Origin of the sequence: Spiroplasma endosymbiont of Acasis viretata, from assembly GCF_964031275.1 — a bacterium.
Classification (GTDB): Bacteria; Bacillota_I; Bacilli_A; order Mycoplasmatales; family VBWQ01; genus Spiroplasma_E; species Spiroplasma_E ixodetis_A.
In genome coordinates this window covers 1,344,282-1,362,921 of record NZ_OZ035019.1, presented here as the reverse complement: position 1 = coordinate 1,362,921, position 18,640 = coordinate 1,344,282, and the positions used below count along the sequence as shown (strand labels likewise).

General features: G+C 23.9%; 16 protein-coding genes and 2 pseudogenes. 6 read left to right on the top strand and 12 right to left on the bottom strand.

Going from position 1 to position 18,640, the window contains the following annotated elements:
- Positions 1-588: 588 nt before the first annotated feature.
- Complete coding sequence (locus AAHM96_RS07615; RefSeq protein ID WP_342273131.1) at positions 589-1,593, top strand: hypothetical protein; 1,005 nt, start codon at positions 589-591, stop codon at positions 1,591-1,593.
- A gap of 77 nt (positions 1,594-1,670) precedes the next feature.
- On the opposite strand, the pseudogene AAHM96_RS07610 reads toward AAHM96_RS07615, so the two are convergent.
- Positions 1,671-2,054: pseudogene (locus tag AAHM96_RS07610) on the bottom strand (transposase); the annotation flags it as partial.
- 119 nt (positions 2,055-2,173) lie between these two features.
- Here AAHM96_RS07610 and AAHM96_RS07605 point away from each other — a divergent pair.
- Positions 2,174-3,151, top strand: coding sequence for an IS3 family transposase (locus tag AAHM96_RS07605; protein WP_342272824.1), 978 nt, complete (start codon positions 2,174-2,176; stop codon positions 3,149-3,151).
- Positions 3,152-3,155: 4 nt separating this feature from the next.
- Here AAHM96_RS07605 and AAHM96_RS07600 read toward each other — a convergent pair whose 3' ends face one another.
- From AAHM96_RS07600 to AAHM96_RS08615, 6 genes and pseudogenes are all read right to left on the bottom strand, one after another.
- Positions 3,156-3,329 carry a hypothetical protein gene (locus AAHM96_RS07600; RefSeq protein WP_342273750.1) on the bottom strand — a complete coding sequence of 58 codons (174 nt, stop codon included), beginning with the start codon at positions 3,327-3,329 and terminating at the stop codon, positions 3,156-3,158.
- Positions 3,289-4,078, bottom strand: a protein-coding gene (locus tag AAHM96_RS07595) for an IS5 family transposase (protein WP_342273012.1) whose coding sequence is annotated in 2 segments (ribosomal slippage) — positions 3,289-3,816 and positions 3,818-4,078 — 789 coding nt in all. Because the reading frame shifts where the segments join, the coding sequence is not laid out codon by codon here. The genes AAHM96_RS07600 and AAHM96_RS07595 overlap by 41 nt, the downstream gene beginning before the upstream one ends.
- 82 nt (positions 4,079-4,160) lie before the next feature.
- Positions 4,161-4,937, bottom strand: a pseudogene (locus tag AAHM96_RS07590) (IS256 family transposase); the annotation flags it as partial.
- Between the two features lie 123 nt (positions 4,938-5,060).
- On the bottom strand, positions 5,061-7,445 hold the full coding sequence (secA, locus tag AAHM96_RS07585) for a preprotein translocase subunit SecA (protein ID WP_342273128.1): 2,385 nt from the start codon (positions 7,443-7,445) through the stop codon (positions 5,061-5,063).
- A 160-nt stretch (positions 7,446-7,605) separates the two neighbouring features.
- Positions 7,606-8,028 carry a transposase family protein gene (locus AAHM96_RS08620; protein WP_342273670.1) on the bottom strand — a complete coding sequence of 141 codons (423 nt, stop codon included), beginning with the start codon at positions 8,026-8,028 and terminating at the stop codon, positions 7,606-7,608.
- A 2-nt stretch (positions 8,029-8,030) separates the two neighbouring features.
- Positions 8,031-8,423 (bottom strand): transposase family protein, encoded by a 393-nt coding sequence (locus AAHM96_RS08615; RefSeq protein ID WP_342272745.1) that lies wholly within the window; start codon positions 8,421-8,423, stop codon positions 8,031-8,033.
- A gap of 287 nt (positions 8,424-8,710) precedes the next feature.
- On the opposite strand from AAHM96_RS08615, the gene AAHM96_RS07575 reads away from it, so the two are divergent.
- Positions 8,711-9,500, top strand: a protein-coding gene (locus AAHM96_RS07575; protein ID WP_342272742.1) for an IS5 family transposase whose coding sequence is annotated in 2 segments (ribosomal slippage) — positions 8,711-8,971 and positions 8,973-9,500 — 789 coding nt in all. Because the reading frame shifts where the segments join, the coding sequence is not laid out codon by codon here.
- Positions 9,501-9,716: 216 nt separating this feature from the next.
- On the opposite strand, the gene AAHM96_RS07570 is transcribed toward AAHM96_RS07575, so the two are convergent.
- On the bottom strand, positions 9,717-10,286 hold the full coding sequence (locus tag AAHM96_RS07570) for a hypothetical protein (protein WP_342273127.1): 570 nt from the start codon (positions 10,284-10,286) through the stop codon (positions 9,717-9,719).
- Between the two features lie 307 nt (positions 10,287-10,593).
- On the opposite strand from AAHM96_RS07570, the gene AAHM96_RS07565 reads away from it, so the two are divergent.
- Positions 10,594-10,734 (top strand): hypothetical protein, encoded by a 141-nt coding sequence (locus AAHM96_RS07565; protein WP_342273126.1) that lies wholly within the window; start codon positions 10,594-10,596, stop codon positions 10,732-10,734.
- 380 nt (positions 10,735-11,114) lie between these two features.
- On the opposite strand, the gene AAHM96_RS08610 is transcribed toward AAHM96_RS07565, so the two are convergent.
- Complete coding sequence (locus tag AAHM96_RS08610; RefSeq protein ID WP_425288789.1) at positions 11,115-12,047, bottom strand: Mbov_0401 family ICE element transposase-like protein; 933 nt, start codon at positions 12,045-12,047, stop codon at positions 11,115-11,117.
- A gap of 283 nt (positions 12,048-12,330) precedes the next feature.
- On the opposite strand from AAHM96_RS08610, the gene AAHM96_RS07555 reads away from it, so the two are divergent.
- Together AAHM96_RS07555 and AAHM96_RS07550 are read left to right on the top strand one after the other, a co-directional pair.
- Positions 12,331-14,037, top strand: a complete 1,707-nt coding sequence (locus AAHM96_RS07555; protein ID WP_342272910.1) for a hypothetical protein — start codon at positions 12,331-12,333, stop codon at positions 14,035-14,037.
- A 150-nt stretch (positions 14,038-14,187) separates the two neighbouring features.
- Entirely contained in the window at positions 14,188-14,475 is a 288-nt protein-coding gene (locus AAHM96_RS07550) for a hypothetical protein (RefSeq protein ID WP_342273124.1), read from the top strand.
- Here the strand turns inward: AAHM96_RS07550 and AAHM96_RS07545 are convergent.
- The 3 genes from AAHM96_RS07545 to AAHM96_RS07535 form a co-directional block, all read right to left on the bottom strand.
- Positions 14,472-16,496 carry a hypothetical protein gene (locus AAHM96_RS07545; RefSeq protein WP_342273123.1) on the bottom strand — a complete coding sequence of 675 codons (2,025 nt, stop codon included), beginning with the start codon at positions 16,494-16,496 and terminating at the stop codon, positions 14,472-14,474. The two genes, AAHM96_RS07550 and AAHM96_RS07545, sit on opposite strands and share 4 nt — an antisense overlap.
- Positions 16,483-17,688 carry a hypothetical protein gene (locus AAHM96_RS07540; RefSeq protein ID WP_342273122.1) on the bottom strand — a complete coding sequence of 402 codons (1,206 nt, stop codon included), beginning with the start codon at positions 17,686-17,688 and terminating at the stop codon, positions 16,483-16,485. The genes AAHM96_RS07545 and AAHM96_RS07540 overlap by 14 nt, the downstream gene beginning before the upstream one ends.
- Positions 17,689-17,831: 143 nt before the next feature.
- Complete coding sequence (locus AAHM96_RS07535; protein WP_342273121.1) at positions 17,832-18,398, bottom strand: hypothetical protein; 567 nt, start codon at positions 18,396-18,398, stop codon at positions 17,832-17,834.
- Positions 18,399-18,640: the final 242 nt, after the last annotated feature.

The following is an 18,640-nucleotide window of genomic DNA, read 5'->3' as shown; positions in this document are numbered from 1 at the left end:
TTGAAACTATTTTTTATTATTAAATTAATAAATAAAATAAAATAAAATACCGGCACTAATGATATTGCAATTAATAATGATAAATATTTTTTCATAAATTAATCCTCCTCAATTTTTACCAATAACTTCTTAAGTTTAAGAAGATAAATATATTTTACATACTTTTAATTATTTTTTAACACTTTTTTCATAAAATTGTATACTAATAACTTATTAACTAAATCTATTGCACTATTTAAAATAATATAAATTTTAATATATAAAACACTTAAAATATAAAAAAATAATTAATAAAATGATAAAACAGAAATCATGTAAAATATATAATATAAATTTAAAGGGGGGTTAATTAGATTATGCCAATTATTACAACTAAATGCTATATTTCATCATGTGAGAAAGAATATACATTTGACTCTTTATATCGTGATAAATTTATATATTGCAGTGGTAAATGTTATCAACAAGCATTCAATAATACAGTAACAAAATATACACAAAAATAATAAGTTAGTTTTGGAGAGATATTATGAAAAAAGAAAAATTAATAGAACTGATTAACAATAAAATATTATAAGGTTTTTAAAAATGAAAAAAAAGATATTTAAAGAAACTGTTGATGATAATTATTCAACAAAGAAAAGTATTAACTATTATAATAATTGACTTATTATAATTTTTTCATGATTAACAAGTATAACTTTAATAATTAGTTGAGTTTTATGAATTATTTTCTTTAAAAGAGAAACTACTGATTTATTAATCCTTATTGATAATTTAATCACTAAGAAATTTTTTAAATTCAATTTAACTTTTCCAACTCTGACAATTGCAGTATTGGGCTTTGGCTTCATAATTTTAGGTATTGTTGCTTTTCCTTTTATCTTTTTAAAAAATAATGACTTTATTTCTCTAATATTAACTAGAATTATGTTATGAATATCATTATTTTTTATTATTGGATCAATTTTATTTTTTTCCTTTGGTGGATATGCTGCTTTTTATAAATTTGCTTCTGTGATAACTATTCGTAAAAAACTATTTTTCATTATTCCATGAGGATTAGAATTTTTTTATTTTATAGTTTTAATAATTTCTTGTATATGCTTTATTAAAAAAAGTAGAAAAAAGAAATATATGTCACTAGAAGCAAAAGCACTATATTCACAAAATGAAATTAATCAAAACATAACTTCTTCAACAAATAATAATAATAATAATGAACAAGCAATATGAACGCCACAACAAATTGAAGAAGTATGAAATAAAGGAGAAATTATCAATAATTTTAATCCACAATTATACCGTCGAGATTATGCGGGTGCCTTAATGTTTTGACATAATTTTATTGCACAACCGAAGCTTAATGATCCAATTGAAAGTTTAAATTGAACTATTATTTATGAACGTCCCACCACAGCAGATGGAACTAATTATATTAAAAATTTAGTACCCATGAATAATAATAATGCTGTTACTAAAGGTAATAATTTCCCCCATTGAACAACTTCAGTCACTTATGACAGTAAAAAAAATAAAAACATATTTAAAAATAAGTCATGAAAACATAAAGAAAAAAATCAAATAGAATAAAAAAACATATTTAAAAAACTAAGTATTTTAATACTTGAGGCTTTTATGTAATCTGTGTATCTTTGTTTTACAAAGTACTAGTTTAGATTAATTCTATCTTCAAATTTTATCATAAAATGAGCAATTGCTGTATTTCAATTTTGAATGGGCATTGTTCATTTTTTTGTTATATTTTCAATTGCTAAGTAAAATATTTTGAAAACTGCCATATCATTTGGAAAAACTTTTTTATTTCTGATGACTTTTCGTAATTGACTATTTACAGATTCAATAGCATTTGTAGTATAAATCACTCTTTTGATTTCTACTGGATAACTAATAAAAACCATTAAATTATCTCAATTTTTATATCAAGATTTAGCAATTTGAGGATATTGTTTATTTCATTTACTTTCAAAGGATTCTAAAGCCTGCATTGCTTGTTCTTCACTACATGCAGTATAAATTGGTTTTAAATCTGCAACGCCACTTGCCACTTAGCCCTTTTTACTAGACCATTAATTTAAAAAACCTGAATGTATTCTAAAAACAATTGTGTTATATAATTAACACTAATTTTAACCTGAAAGGATTTTTATTAATGGATAAAATTAAACAAATAGCATTAGTAATTAACAAATTAAATATCAAAGAAAAAATTAAAATTATTGATGATTGTAAAAATCAATATTCAATTAGAAACCTATGTCAATATCTTCAATTAAACAGATCAACATATTACTTTTTAAAAAATAAACAAAAACCTATTAAAAAAGAAGAAAATCATATTATTAAATGCAATCATAAATATCAAAAAATATGCCAACTTTTAATCGAATTTCATTCTACAAGAAAAGGCAGAATTTATGGATATTTAAGAATTTTTTCAGCTTTTAAAGAGTGATTAAAACAAGAAAAAAATATCATTTTAAATATAGAATTATCAATAAAACAAATGCGAAAAATTATGAAAGAACACAATATTCAAGGATTAAAACAAACTAAAAATAACTATCCTAAAAACAAAAAAAATCCAAATAAGTGAATACCTACAATGGATAAAGTAAACAAAGATTATAAAAGTACAACCTCTTCAAATCAAATTTGATCAATGGACACTAAACAAATAAATACTAAAGAAGGATGATTATATCTTTTTGTAATTATTGATTTTTATTCAAATAATGTTGTTAGTTATAATATTGCTCCTAATAAATCATATCAGGATTTAATTCTTCCTGCTCTTGAAAAAATCAACAAACAATTTTCTTGAAATCAAGTAAAAAATGTTATTTTACATTCAGATAACGCCAACGAATTTTATTGTCACGATATCACAAAATGAGCAGAGGATAAACAAATAATTTTAAGCAAAAAACAACCTTATGATATTGGTGGTAATGTATTATCTGAAAACTGATTTTCTCATTTATCTCAAGAATGACTACCTAAAGGATCAAATCAATATTTATCCATCAATGAAGCTATAAATGATGTAAATCAATATGTTATGTTTTATAATTATGAAAGAATACATTCTAAATTTCTAAAACCACCAATTTTACAAATTAAAATTTAGAATTTTATATCAAAAATGGTCCAGTAATTAAGGGCCAACCACCAACTAGAGATTTTCTATGCTTATATGAGACATATTTCAAACTATTTCTAATTTGATGAACTATGCATAATTGATGTTCTGTTTTAAGAACCTGTTTAAAATCTTTTCAATAAAATTGAAATAAAGGCAAGAACAACCATTTGTAAGCTAGTATTTAATTTTTTTTCACAATTTTTTCATAATCTTCTGCATTTTTCTAATCATGCAAAACTTCGTTCTACAACTCATCTTTTTGGTAATACTACAAAAGAATGTAATTCATTACGTTTTATAACTTCAACATTTGCATTTATAATTGTTTTAATTTTAGAAGCAAATTTTTCACCAGTATAACCAGCATCTACTAGTATTTTTTGAACTGCAGAAAGATTCTCTTTTTCATTTTCAATCATTATTATAGCACTATTACGATCTGTTTTTTCTGCTGTGGTTATGTAAATTGCATGTGGTAAACCTTGAGAATCAACAGCAATATGACGCTTTATTCCTGAAATCTTTTTACCAGCATCATAACCTTTATTTTTAGTAGTATCTGTATTTTTAACACTTTGTGAATCAATTATATAAAAACTAGTTTGTTCTTTTCTACCATTATTGATACGAAATGCCTTGACTAATTTTTTTTAAAACTAATTGTAATACACTAGGTTCTTTATCATTATTTTTACTTCAAGCTTGAAAATAATAATATACAATTTGTCATTTTGGAAAATTTTTTGGTAACATTCTTCACTGGCAACCACTTTTTAATACATATAAAACTGCACAAAATACTTCATATAAATCTAAACTTCTTGGTTTAGTTCTCTTTTTAGTATTTTCTAAAATTGATTTTATATTTTCAAATTGCTCTTTGCTAACATTACTAGGATAATTTTTACACATATATACCTCTTATTTTAAAATATATAATCATTTTATCCTATTCTCTAAAAGATTTTAAACAGGTTCTAAAAGATTTTAAACAGGTTCTAAGATAAACTGATTGTATTGCTTCTGACATGCCTGTTAAATTATCACTGCAGGCAATAAGAATATCATTTAAGCCACGATTTTTCATTTCTGTTAAATTTGCTAATCAAAATTTAGCACCTTCATTTTCACTAATTCATAAACCTAAAACATCTTTTTTACCTTCTAAATCAACTCCTAAAGCTATATAAACTGATTTATTAATAATCCTTTTATCTTGTCGTACTTTCACTACTATGCAATCAAAATAAACAATCGGATAGACACTTTCTAATGGTCGATTTTGCCATGCTTTTACATCATCAATAACATCATCAGTAATTTGGCTAATAACACTTTCACTAATATCAGCACCATGATATAACTCTTGTAATTGCATTCTAATATCTGATAATGTCATACCTTTTGCATATAAAGAAAGAACTTGTTGATCAAAACCATCAAATCTTCTTTGTCTTTTTGCAACTATTACAGGATTAAAATTACTATTGCGATCTCGTGGTACATCAATCTCAATTTTACCTTGTTGAGTTATTAATTTTTTTGAACTTATACCATTACGAGCATTGTCACTATTACTATGTTGATTCTTATCATATCCTAAATAATTTTGCATCTCAGAATTCAACATTTTTTCTACTAATCTTTTTGTTAATTCTTTATACAATCCTCCCTCTTTAAAAACTGTTGTTAAATCTTCAGTATTTTCTAATAATAAATCTACTGCTTTTGATATTGGATCATTATTATTAATATTTTGCTTTTTAGCCATCTGTAACTCACTCTTTCTAGTCATTTAATTATATTTACTAGAATTAATTAAACATAGTTATTTTTGTAAGTTACACAGATTACTAAACATTACCTAATACTTAGTTTTTTAAATAAAGATTAATTATCCAATTTTAGTTTTAGTTTCAACATTACTTGCTAATACTGTATCCAATACATCTTGACAATCACGAACCTGATGTTGTTCTGTATCAATGCTATGTAACATAATAATAACTTGATGAGCAACATTGATTTTCATACGATTAAATAATTTTGAAGCTTCCTCAATATAAGCTTGTAAGGGATTTAACTGCGCATAACCACGCAAATGGATTCCTGCACGCAGTTTGCTTAAAGCATCAATGTGATTAGTTCAATATTGATCAAAAGTTTGTAAAATAACACTATTTTCAATTTGTTTTATAATAACATCATTTAATTTTTCTCTTTTTTCAAGATAAAAATTATAAGATTTTTCAACAATTAAATCAATATTTTCTTCAATACTTAATCGATTTAACTTTTCTGCAATTAAATCATTAGGTTTAATTAATTTATTTTCAATACCTTTAACTAATTCATCATAATCAATAAACTGTTCTCTACCAACAACTTTATTAAAAATATTTAGTAAATCACGTGCTACTGTTCTGTGCATATTTTTGATTAAATCTAATAAATCATCAGCAAGTAAAATATTATCACGTTGATGATATGTAGCTTCACGATGCTGAGCAATAACATTATCATAATCTAATAAGTTTTTTCGTGCATCAAAATTCATACCTTCAATTTTTTGTTGTGCTCTAGTAATTGATCTAGTTAACATTTTTGATCTAATATAGTCTTCACCTAAACTTGCAAAAGCTTTTTTTAATTTTTCACCACCAAAACGTAACATCAAATCATCTTCAATTGAAACATAAAATCGTGAAAATCCAGGATCACCTTGTCTTCCGGCTCTTCCACGTAATTGATTATCAATTCTTCGTGCTTCGTTTCTTTCAGTACCTAATACAGCAAGGCCACCAAGTTCAATAACACCCTTACCAAGTTTAATATCTGTTCCACGTCCTGCCATATTCGTTGCTAAAGTAATTGATCCTTTTTCACCAGCTCTAGCAATAATATCAGCTTCACGAGCATGATTTTTAGCATTTAAAATCTCATGCTTAATTCCTTCCAAAGTTAACATATTAGCAATTCGTTCTGATACATCAACATTAGCAGTACCAATCAAAATTGGTTGTCCTTTAGTATGTCGTTCTTTAACTTCTGCAATTAAAGATTTAAATTTAGCATTTAATGAAGCAAAAACATGATCGGGTTTATCTTCTCGAATAATTGGTTTATTAGTAGGAATCTTAATTACTCTCATATTATAAATTTTTACAAACTCTTCTTCTTCGGTTTTAGCAGTTCCTGTCATACCACTTAGTTTATTATATAAACGGAAAAAGTTTTGATAAGTAATAGTAGCTACTGTTGTTGTTTCTTGTTGAATTGTAACATTTTCTTTAGCTTGTAAAGCTTGATGAAGTCCATCACTATATACTCTACCAGGCATTAATCTACCAGTAAACTGATCAACTAGCACAATTTCACCATCTTTAACAACATACTCTACATCTAATTTGAAAACATGATTAGCACGAAGTGCATTTTGAATATGATGAAATAATTCCGAGTTATCAATATCAAATAAATTTTTTAAATTAAACTGTTTTTGGGCTTTATTAACACCCGTTACTGTTAATGCAATTTGACGTGATTCTCAATCAATTTTATAATCTTCAGGTATTAAAGTTTTTGCAAAAACATCTGATGCTTGATATAAAGGAGTACGATTTTTTGAACCACCAGAAATAATTAAAGGTGTTCTTGATTCATCAATTAAAACAGAGTCCGCCTCATCAATGATAGCATAATTAAGCTGACGTTGAACTTTTTCTGGATAAACCTTAACCATATTATCACGCAAATAATCAAAGCCTAATTCTGAATTAGTTGTATATGTAACATCTTTTAAATACGCTTCACGTTTTTGATTAGTAGAATGATCACGAAGACTAACGCCAATAGTAATTCCCAAAAATTCTAAAATTGGTCGATTTAATTCGGCATCTCTTGCTGCTAAATATTCATTAACAGTAATAACATGAACACCTTTACTACTTAAAGCATTTAAATAAATTGGCATCACAGCAGTTAAAGTTTTTCCTTCACCAGTTCGCATTTCAGCAACATCGCCATTATGAAGAACAATACCACCAATTAATTGAACAGGATATGGATGTAATCCACTAATTCTTCGTGCTGCTTCTCTAATTGTCGCAAAAGCTTCAACTAAAATATCATCTAAAGTCTCACCTTCTGCCAATCTGGTTCTGAATTCAACTGTTTTATTTGCTAATTCTTCATCTTTAATTTTTCTCATTGTTTCATCAAGGCTAATTATTTCCTTAACTTGTTTATTAATTTTTCGTAAAATTTTACGATCTCACATAAAGTAAATCACCATTTTTTTCTTTATTATTACTTATACTTATTATTACTTGTAAAGTAATAAAATCTTTATTATTTTAACATAAAAAAACTTAGAAAACTTAGTACCCAAAAAAAATTGTATTTATATTATATTTTTTTTCTTTAGACTTGGTGCAAAACTAAGGTAATTCAAAATTATATATTTCTGCTATTAAATTAAATCTTAATGCAAATCTTCGTATTTTATTGCGATATTTTAAAGTTAAAATTTTAAAACGTTTTAGTTTAGCAAATACGTGTTCAATTTTAATTCTAATTTTGCTTAAAGTTTTATTGTATTCTTTTTGAATTGGTATTAATTTATTGTATTTACTTTTTTTAAATGGCAAAAATGTATTTTTATGAATATTTTGTATTCCTTGATAACCTGAATCAACAAAAACTTGTTTTTCTGGATGAATAAAAGTTTTAGATTTTAAAAGTAATTTAAAATCATGAATGCTTCCAAAACAAAAAGCGGTTGAAATAATTTTTCCATTTAAAATATCAATAATTATTTGCGATTTAAGAGTATGATGTTTGTTTTTACCCGAAAAAAGTAATTTTAGTTTTTTTTAATTCTTTCAATTGGAGTTTCAGTAGCATCAATAGCTAGTAAAGTATTATTGATTCCTTTATTTTTGATTAAATCTTTTTTGCCAGATAAATTAAAAATTCCACTTTTTATTAAAGTATTTTCAATTCAAAAAATATTACGAATGCAGCTAGTATGACTAATATTATATCTTTTTGCAATAACTCTATAACTACTATACTCTTTTCAGTATTCTAATGTCATTAATAAACGATTTTCTATTGATAATTTATTAGGTTTACCACCAACTGCTTTTTTAATTGCTTCAGCTTTTTTTAAAATTTCAACCATTTTTTGAAATGTTTGTAGTTTTATTCCCACTAAACTATAAAATTCTTGTTCATCTTTGTATTTTTTTAACATAATAATTATCACCTTTGATATTAATAATAACCGTTAAATTATTAAAATTAAAGGTTTTGCACCAAGTCTTTTCTCTTCGAAGTTAGAAAAAATAATTTACTATAATTATTTTAATTACTATAAAAAACTTGATTATTATATGATTTAATATTACTTTTATTAAAAGATTCCTGGTTAATTTCTGATTTTGTAAGTTCAATAAAATTAATTTTAGATTCTAAGAACCTGTTTAAAATCTTTTAGAGAATAGGATAAAATGATTATATATTTTAAAATAAGAGGTATATATGTGTAAAAATTATCCTAGTAATGTTAGCAAAGAGCAATTTGAAAATATAAAATCAATTTTAGAAAATACTAAAAAGAGAACTAAACCAAGAAGTTTAGATTTATATGAAGTATTTTGTGCAGTTTTATATGTATTAAAAAGTGGTTGCCAGTGAAGAATGTTACCAAAAAATTTTCCAAAATGACAAATTGTATATTATTATTTTCAAGCTTGAAGTAAAAATAATGATAAAGAACCTAGTGTATTACAATTAGTTTTAAAAAAAATTAGTCAAGGCATTTCGTATCAATAATGGTAGAAAAGAACAAACTAGTTTTTGTATAATTGATTCACAAAGTGTTAAAAATACAGATACTACTAAAAATAAAGGTTATGATGCTGGTAAAAAGATTTCAGGAATAAAGCGTCATATTGCTGTTGATTCTCAAGGTTTACCACATGCAATTTACATAACCACAGCAGAAAAAACAGATCGTAATAGTGCTATAATAATGATTGAAAATGAAAAAGAGAATCTTTCTGCAGTTCAAAAAATACTAGTAGATGCTGGTTATACTGGTGAAAAATTTGCTTCTAAAATTAAAACAATTATAAATGCAAATGTTGAAGTTATAAAACGTAATGAATTACATTCTTTTGTAGTATTACCAAAAAGATGAGTTGTAGAACGAAGTTTTGCATGATTAGAAAAATGCAGAAGATTATGAAAAAATTGTGAAAAAAAATTAAATACTAGCTTACAAATGGTTGTTCTTGCCTTTATTTCAATTTTATTGAAAAGATTTTAAACAGGTTCTAACATTTTATTTAAACTATTTTCATTAAAGTTGTCTTCTTCTTTTTTTAATTTACTTTTTTTTGTAAGTTGATTTTTATTTTTTTTTAAAAATATAAAATAAACTAAATATTGAAGTTGTTGTGAAAAAGAAACTAATAACTAAAAATCAAAATTTTTTTAAACTTCATTGACTACTTTTTTTTCCAATTTTCTCTTCTACAAAAAATTAATTTTCTTTAATTATTAATGAACTAGTTTTTAGTTTATTAATAATTGGAATTCTTATTACTTTAAAAAATTTACGTTGGTCAGTTCTAAACCATTGAATTTGCATATCTGTAAAATATGGAATTTGGTCCTTTGTAAACGCTTGAATTTGTTGGGCTATTAAAGACTGAATCTGTTCCATTGTCAACTCTTGAATCTGCTCTTTTGTAAAATATGGAATTTGCTCCCCTGTAAAAACTTGAATTTGGTCGGTTGTAAATCAAGAAATTTGTTCTTTTGTAAAAAATAGAATTTGTTCTGGCGTAAAGATTTGGATTTGCAAAGGCGTAAAAAATGAAATTTGATTTTCTGTCAATGATTTAATTTGTAATAATGTAAAAGATTGAATTTGATCTTTTGTAAAAACCGCAATTTGAATTGGTAAAAATGACTGAATTTGTAATAACTTAAACGACTGAATTTGAATAGATGTAAAAGACTTAATTTGTAATCATGTCAATGATTGAATCTGTTCCATTGTTAATGCTTGAATTTGATCTTTTGTAAAAACCGCAATTTGTGATGGCAAAAACAATGAAACTTGTTCTAGTTTAAAAAATGGAATTTGCAACGGAAAAAATGATACAATTTGTTGTTCAGTAAATGATGAAATCTGGATATCTATGAAAGATGAAATTTGCTCCCCTGTAAAAACTTGAATTTGTGATGACCAAAATGATTTAATTTGTTTTGCTATAAATTTTGGAATCTGTTCTTTTGTAAATGAACTAATTTGTAATGGTGTAAAAGATTGAATTTGATCTAATAGACTTGGTGCAAAACCTTTAATTTTAATAATTTAACGGTTATTATTAATATCAAAGGTGATAATTATTATGTTAAAAAAATACAAAGATGAACAAGAATTTTATAGTTTAGTGGGAATAAAACTACAAACATTTCAAAAAATGGTTGAAATTTTAAAAAAAGCTGAAGCAATTAAAAAATTGCTGGTAAACCTAATAAATTATCAATAGAAAATCGTTTATTAATGACATTAGAATACTGAAAAGAGTATAGTAGTTATAGAGTTATTGCAAAAAGATATAAGGGAGCGTACCGATGTTGTCAATAATATTCAAATTTGTCTTAAAATTATAAAGTTAGACGAGAATAATTTTGACTTCAATATGCAATTGTATGTTAATCTTAACACTTGAAAAATATTAGTCAATAATAATACTTACTTTTATAAGTCAAAAATTCTTATTAAAGTTTACTTTAATAAGTTTTTAATATGTTATAATGTAATAAAGTCCTTTAAGATAAACCGTATACCGTTATGATTACTAAGCGTATGTAAAGTACGTGGTCTCTTAGGCAAATCCCTTAATTAGGGATTTTTATTTTATAATAATTATACTGCTGTGTTTATTTGATAGCATTTAAAATTAACCATTTTTGTATACATATCAATGTTATAAGTTCTATCACCAATCATATGCTTTAAAATTTGTTTAATATTAGTTTCAGTAAAGCAACCAATGTTTTCAACTAATGCTTGGTTTAATACACCATCTTTTGCATTAATAAAATAACCAACTTTTAATTTTTTATATTGTAAAGTTAATGATTGTAAAAAATCAATTAATTCATAATATTCACCTTTGGCAAATAAATTTATTGCATTTTGATAGTGTAATTTAGCAATTTGATTTTTTCTTCTTCCAGCCATGATACCAAGAAATAAAACATGAAAAGCATGAAATTTATCTAAAATAAATTTGGCATTTAAAATTGTAGCAGTTTTTCTAATTCATTTTGCACTGTCTCCACAAACTATTAAATTTGCTTGGTAAAAGTTTTCAAAAAATAAATTACCATATTTTTCTATTAATTTTGCGGTTTTTTCAGCACCAATTTCTGTTTTTGAAACTCTTATTTTACATACAGCTCTTTTATTAATTAATTTTCCATTTTTCTTTTTACCAGTACACATTACTATTAATCTCATCGAACATTTTTTACAATTTTTAGTATTGTGTTTTTCATTAAACTTAAATTTTCGATGACCATCATCAATATTTACATATAAATTTTGATTTGGTTGTAATGGTATTTTGGGAATATTTGCTTTTGGTAATTCAAATTTTTGATATCTTCTACAAACTGTACTAGTACCTATTAAATCTTCAATAAAAGTATCACAAACATCACGGTATTTTTTACCATCAGCAAAATATTTTAAAATTTGTTTAATAACATCTGGTGCTAATTTACTATACTTTTTAACACCAAGATATATATCTAATAATGAAACAAATTCCTTTTTTTTGTGTTTTTGGGTTATAATATGTACAAATACGTCGTTTATAATTTAATAAACCTTTTTTTGTTTTTAATTTTCTTTTTCTAAATCTATATGATTTATATAAAGATTTATTACATGTATTTCATAAATAATCATCTATTTTTTTAAATAATTCTTCTGTTTGTTGTAAATTTAATTCATCTTGATTAAAATAGTGTTTGTCTCAATCAAAATGATTAGGGAATGGTAGTGTTAACATTTTTAATGTTCCTTTCTTTTAAATAATTTAATTTTAACTTATATATGTTAATAAGGAGTAAATATGGCTTTTATCACTAGTTATGCACAATTAAATAAAAAATATAATCTTAATTTTAGTGATAATAATTATGATTTTAGTTGAGATATTTTTAAAAAATTTGTTGGTGATGAATGAGCCGAATATTTTACTACTAATTGTTTTTATCGTTTTATACCAACAGCACGTGGAACAAGAAAAACTTGAAATTGCTTAGCATTTGATTTATTTATATGTTGTAATTTTAGTGATAGTAGTGTTCAAGAAGTAAGAAGATATGAAAATACTCATAGTGAAACTACAATTGGTGCTTTAATGAATGTTTGTCAAGTTTTATTAGATACATATAATATTAATTTACTACCTAATAATCCACATGGAATTAAATGAAAAATTACTAAGGATGGTGGTTGTATTATTTTTCCTAATAATCAACAAATTGACTTTATTGGTTATGCTAATGGTAATAAAATTTTTGGAAAAGAAGCGGGTGGGTCAAGTTTTTTAGGTTCAAGAACAGATGAAATTATTATGGCAGAAGAAAAAGAAACACTAACAGAAAAGCAATTAACATATCGATATGAACGTTTACAAAACTCTATGTTTAGAAGTAATCGTATTAAAGTATCCAAAGAACCTATTAAAGAATGAAGTTGAACTTTTATTGATAATAATATATATAGTCCTACTTTTGGAAAATTGATTACTCGTTATTTTTATAAAAGTTTTTTCATTACTTTTACATGTAATCCTTATGATAAATATCATCCATTTTATTTAAAATACTGTACACCATTTTTACCATTAAATGATGAAGTCATGAAAAATCTTAAAAAAGTTGGTAAAGTTTATTATGAAAATAAAGATATGTTTAGTGGTTTAGGTTTATTTGTTTTAAGATTTACTATTCAACCATTTTGAAATAGATTACCAGACATTCAAAAAAGAACATTATTAGAAATGAAAAAAAGTAATCCTGATGAATTTAATACTGTTTTTTATGGTTTTGAATTTTTAGATAGTGATGCAACAATTTTTCCATTTCAAAAAACTGTAAAATATTGACAATTATACGATTTAAAACAATTTTATAATCAAGAAAAAGATATGTATAAATTTGATTTTTATAGTGTTGGTATTGATTGAGCTACGGGACCAAAAGACCATACTGTATTTATAGTAGTTGGATTTAAAGAATATAATAATACTGGTTATTATGATGCTTATATTATTTGTGAATTAGTAGTTACTCCAAATGACTTTATAAATGAAAATGAAAAAATTAATGCTTATGTTAATGAAATTTTAGGATTAATCGATAATTTTGAAAATTTTGACCAAACAATTTATTTTTATGATGATAAAGCAAGAACAGCCATGGATTGATTAAATCAAAAATTAATAGATGAACATAATACTATTCTAATAACACAAACTGCTATTAAACATGCTTCAAATTTAAATCAAGAAGCCGGATTAACTAATAGAGTAGTATGAATGAGAAATATTATGAGTTATGGAAACTTTTATGCAAATAAAGATGATTTACCAAAAACTACTCAATGTTTAGAAGAATTGCGTTATGATGAAACAAAAACTAACATTCCTGACAAGAGTATGTATCAAGACCCATATGATGCTTTGTTTTATGCAGTATATCCATACAAAAATGTAATTAGGGGTAAAAATAATGCTACTGTGAAAAAAAGTATCTTCACATTTGCTATATAATAAACAATTTCAATATAATTAATAGTATAGGTCTCATAAAATAAAGGCCTTTAATTTAGGCGTTATTTTGCATTTAAAAGCATACTTGTAAAAATAATCAAAAATAGTACAATTTATAAGTAAAATCAAGGAAAAAAGGAATAATTTAATATGAAAACATGAATAAAAACAAATTTAAGTAAAATAACATTAGCATTAGCACTAACTGGTGCTACAACCGGAACAATTGGTTTAATCATGGGGGGGCTGCTTACCCATGAAAATAACAAATTTAATTCTTATGAAAAACCAGACCATACAGTAGTATTATGTAATGCTCCAATATGAGTTAATATGTATAATGGTTCTTATTATTCTTTATACTGCTCAAATAAAAAGTTACATGATGTAGATATTAAATGAAATGGAAAATATTGAAAAGGTTACTTTGATAATTAAACTTCTAAATTTATATAAGAAATATTTTCGTTATATTTATCAAATAAATTAATATTTTTTAAGTCTATTTCTTCTTTATCTGTTATTAAAATTAAATTATAATTACCAGCACCAAATATCCCACTAATTTCAATCCGATTTAAATTATTAATCGGATTTTCAATTTGTAATTCAAATTCATTATTATTATCAATTTGTGAAATTTCTTTATAAAATTCTAATTTAGAAAATAATTGAGATTTATTTGAACCGTATAAATTTAAAGCATTTTCAATTTTATTGTTACTAATAATTGCTCTTGTAAAATACTTTCCATACTCACCATTACCTAATGTTCAATCAGCAGGAATTAATGATGGAATATTATTACTTTCTAATTCATTTGTAATAGATAATCAATTAAATTGATTATCATCTAGTTTAAATAATTCATTTTGACTAATATCATTATTTTTTAGTTTAATGTTATTTATATCTGTAAAATCAAAATATGCTGATTTTAAAATCACTTTTGCATTTTTAAATTGTCAAATATCTTCCTTAGTAGGATGTATTGGATTTGATTTTAATTCAAAATAATAAGGTAACAATATTTTATTATCATCATTTAAACCTTTATTAATTGACATACTTGAATAAATATTATTTGATAACATAATAATTAGTTGTTTAAATATTTTCACTTGCTCTAAATTAATATAATTAGGATAATCTAATTTTCATTGCTTAAATAAATTAGTTATTACTTCATCGGGTTTTTGATTTTCAAACTTTCCTCTTAACATGTCCATTTTATTTGGTGATTTTGTTGGGTCTAATGATGCTCCATCAAAATTACGATTATAATTATATGTGTAACTTAACATGTCTAATAATAGTTGTTGTAAACTATCATTAGTTGGTGCATCTTTAATTTCTATTTCAATATCATCAAATTTATTATTAGTTGCAACATATTGATAAAATTGACTTTCACCTACAAAATCTCAAACTTCTTTATCTTTTAATTCTTTTTGACTTTTTAGTGGTCATTTGCCACCTAAAACATTACTAAATTCATATCCTAATCAAGCATGTGTAACTCTTGCATTTTTAATAACTTCTCTTCTTGTTATATTACCACTACTAATTTTAATTAAATCTAAAACTGATTTTTCTTGTTCAATAAATTGTTTTGCTAAATTTCAAGGTAATATTTGTTCACTAAATCATTGTTGTAATATTCTAACTTTTGGTTGAGTTTCAATAGGCATTGATAATAGTGGAAATGCTATCTTATCTTTAACAAATAATTTAGGGTATACTTCCATATTGTCAACTTCACCAAGTACCTTTATATTACCGAAAAGCATGCTTCTAGGGGCTTTAATTTTTAAACCAATAACTTTGGTATCTTTATCTAATGGTTTTTGTAATTTAATAATAATTGGATAACCATCTCTTGTTTTAAAATCTTTAATTTTAATAATAGTAATACTTTTAGTACTTCTTGTTTTTGGATTTTGATAAGGTTGTGAATAGTTATTAATGATATATAAATTATCAATATTATTTTCATTTAATGGTTCATTAATAGATACAGCATATAACTTAAATTGATTTAATAAATTTATTTCTTGAAATATTAAATTTTTAATATCAGTCATACTATATTCAATTGTATTATCATTAATATTAGTACTTGCTCTTTGATTTAATTGCATAGTAAAGTCTGATGTTTCAACAGCAGTAGTTTTTAATACTTTATCAATATCAATAAAACCAATCTTAATAGTATTTGCTGAAAATTTTAAACTATTATTTTCATTATTTTTAAATAAACGTTCAATTTCATAAATATAAATTGTTCTTTTTTTAAATTCATCGTATGCTCTATTAATATCAGGGTCACTAGTAGCACTCATCATATTAGTAAAGTCATAAGGAATATTATCAATTAAATAATCATTTTCTACTTCTGCTTGATTAAGTTTAGTTTGTTTCTGTGGAAACTTCGTTTGTGGTTTGTTATTGTTGTCCATTGTTATCTCCTATTAATTGGTTATTTTCGGGGTTAAATAGTTTTAATTTAACAGTTAAATTATTAATTTCTTGTTCATCATTAATATTAAATGTTTTACTAGTTAATAAATCTTTATCTACACGTACTAATATTTGAATAAATTTAAAAATATCAATATTAAATTGTCATAATTTTTGTTCAATGTAATTAATAGTTGAAATATTTACTGCTGTACTTTCTGGAACTGATTGTTGTGCAGATTTTTTTTGACTTGGTATATGAATACCACAACGTTTAAATATTTCATTAACATTTCAATCATATATATCAGTTAAATTCTTACCTTTAAAATTACTATTTGTCATATTGATATTTTCGTTTTGTTCATTATTATCTCCACCGCTTTTAAATATGTAATTTTTAGTAACTAATGTTCTTACTGCGTCTTCTATTAAAGATTGAACATTGCCATAAGTTTGACTAAATATAAATTTAGGTGAGTTTAAAATAGTATCTAAAACAATTTGTTCATAAATAACATCTAATGCTTTAATTTTATCCATTACTTTATTACAATCTGCTAGCTCATTTGCTTTATTTCGCATAATTGCTATTGGTATATAGTTAATATTTAGTGTTTGTTCTTGTGCTAAATTAGGGTTATTAATGAATGATTTAAAATCTAATGGAAATTGTTTTTTATTATCACTAATACTATAAATTGCACGATTAATAGTTATTTGTTCATTGTTTAATGTATAAACTTCAAATAGTCTTACTGTTTGTGCATTTTGTTCATAGTTATCATAAAAAATAGTACATTGAATTAATTTACCAGTAATATCATAAACTCTTTGTTGTATATCTACGACTTGAAAATATAAGTCATCATTAGCAATATAAATTAAATAACCACTAATTCCTAATTTACTTAATTTAAAAATAGAATTTCAATTTTTTCTATAAAATTCTTGTTGAATTAAGTATTGTTTAATAGTTTCATTATTAATTTCTAATGGTGCATTATATAAATTAGCATTATTTTCTGTTACAAAATCAGTAAAATAAGTTTCATGATTAAAATCATTAAAACCAAAATAATTTAAAATTGAAGCATGAGTACTTTTATTTTTATTAGTTAAAAATTTTACTTTTTCATTTTGATTATCACTAATATTACTTTTATCTTTTCTAAAAAATCTACCTAACATAATATTCACCACCTTTTTAAAAGATTTGATTAATTTTTAATACAATTTTTACTATAATAAATATAATTAAACCAGCAACAGCAGAAGATAATAAAACTCCAATTAAACCTAAAATAATTTTTATAATTTTAAAAAACATAATATTATTCCTGTAATTCTTCTAATTTTCATACATCACCTTTTAAATTACCTTTTCCAGTATAAATAGTAATCCATTTTGCATGTTGAAGTGATAAAATTACTATATTAGCACTATCATTAAAGGTTTGTATTTGTACACCAGCAATTTTTTTATCAGTTATAATAAATTCTTGAATATTATAAACTTGAATATATATACTTCAAGAATAATAAACTCTATAATGTTTATTCTCTTGAAAATCATAAGTAATTTGTCAATTATCTCATTTATTTTTTTCTCTTGTTCCTACTTCTTTTCAATTTGAACCACTTGGACTTGGTGTTGGATTATTTTTTAATTCAATATCTCAAATATTTTCTTCAATTTCATTAGTTTCTAAACTTCTTGAATTAATTTTTAATTTTGGTGTAATATCTACTTTAATAGTATCTTGTAATTCTTCTAATGAAAATATATTTCCATATTGTTTATTTCCTCCAATAATAATTAATTGACTTTTACCTCCAACAGTTCCTAATTTAATAATTAATGAAGCTTCTTCATTATCAATTTTACCTTTAACAAGCATATAATCTCCACCTATATGAGTAGAACTAGATTTAAATTCTATTTTTAGTTTTACACTTGTTTGATTAAAAGGTGGTTTATCTCATGTTATAAATACTCTATAATATTTATTAAAACTAAGAGCAAAATCTTCTCATGTACGATTATCAAGACTTTTACCTATTATTTTTCAATTTTCTTTATCTTGTTTTTTATCAATATTACTTTTATTTTCATTAATAGAACCAACAACTGTTTTATTAG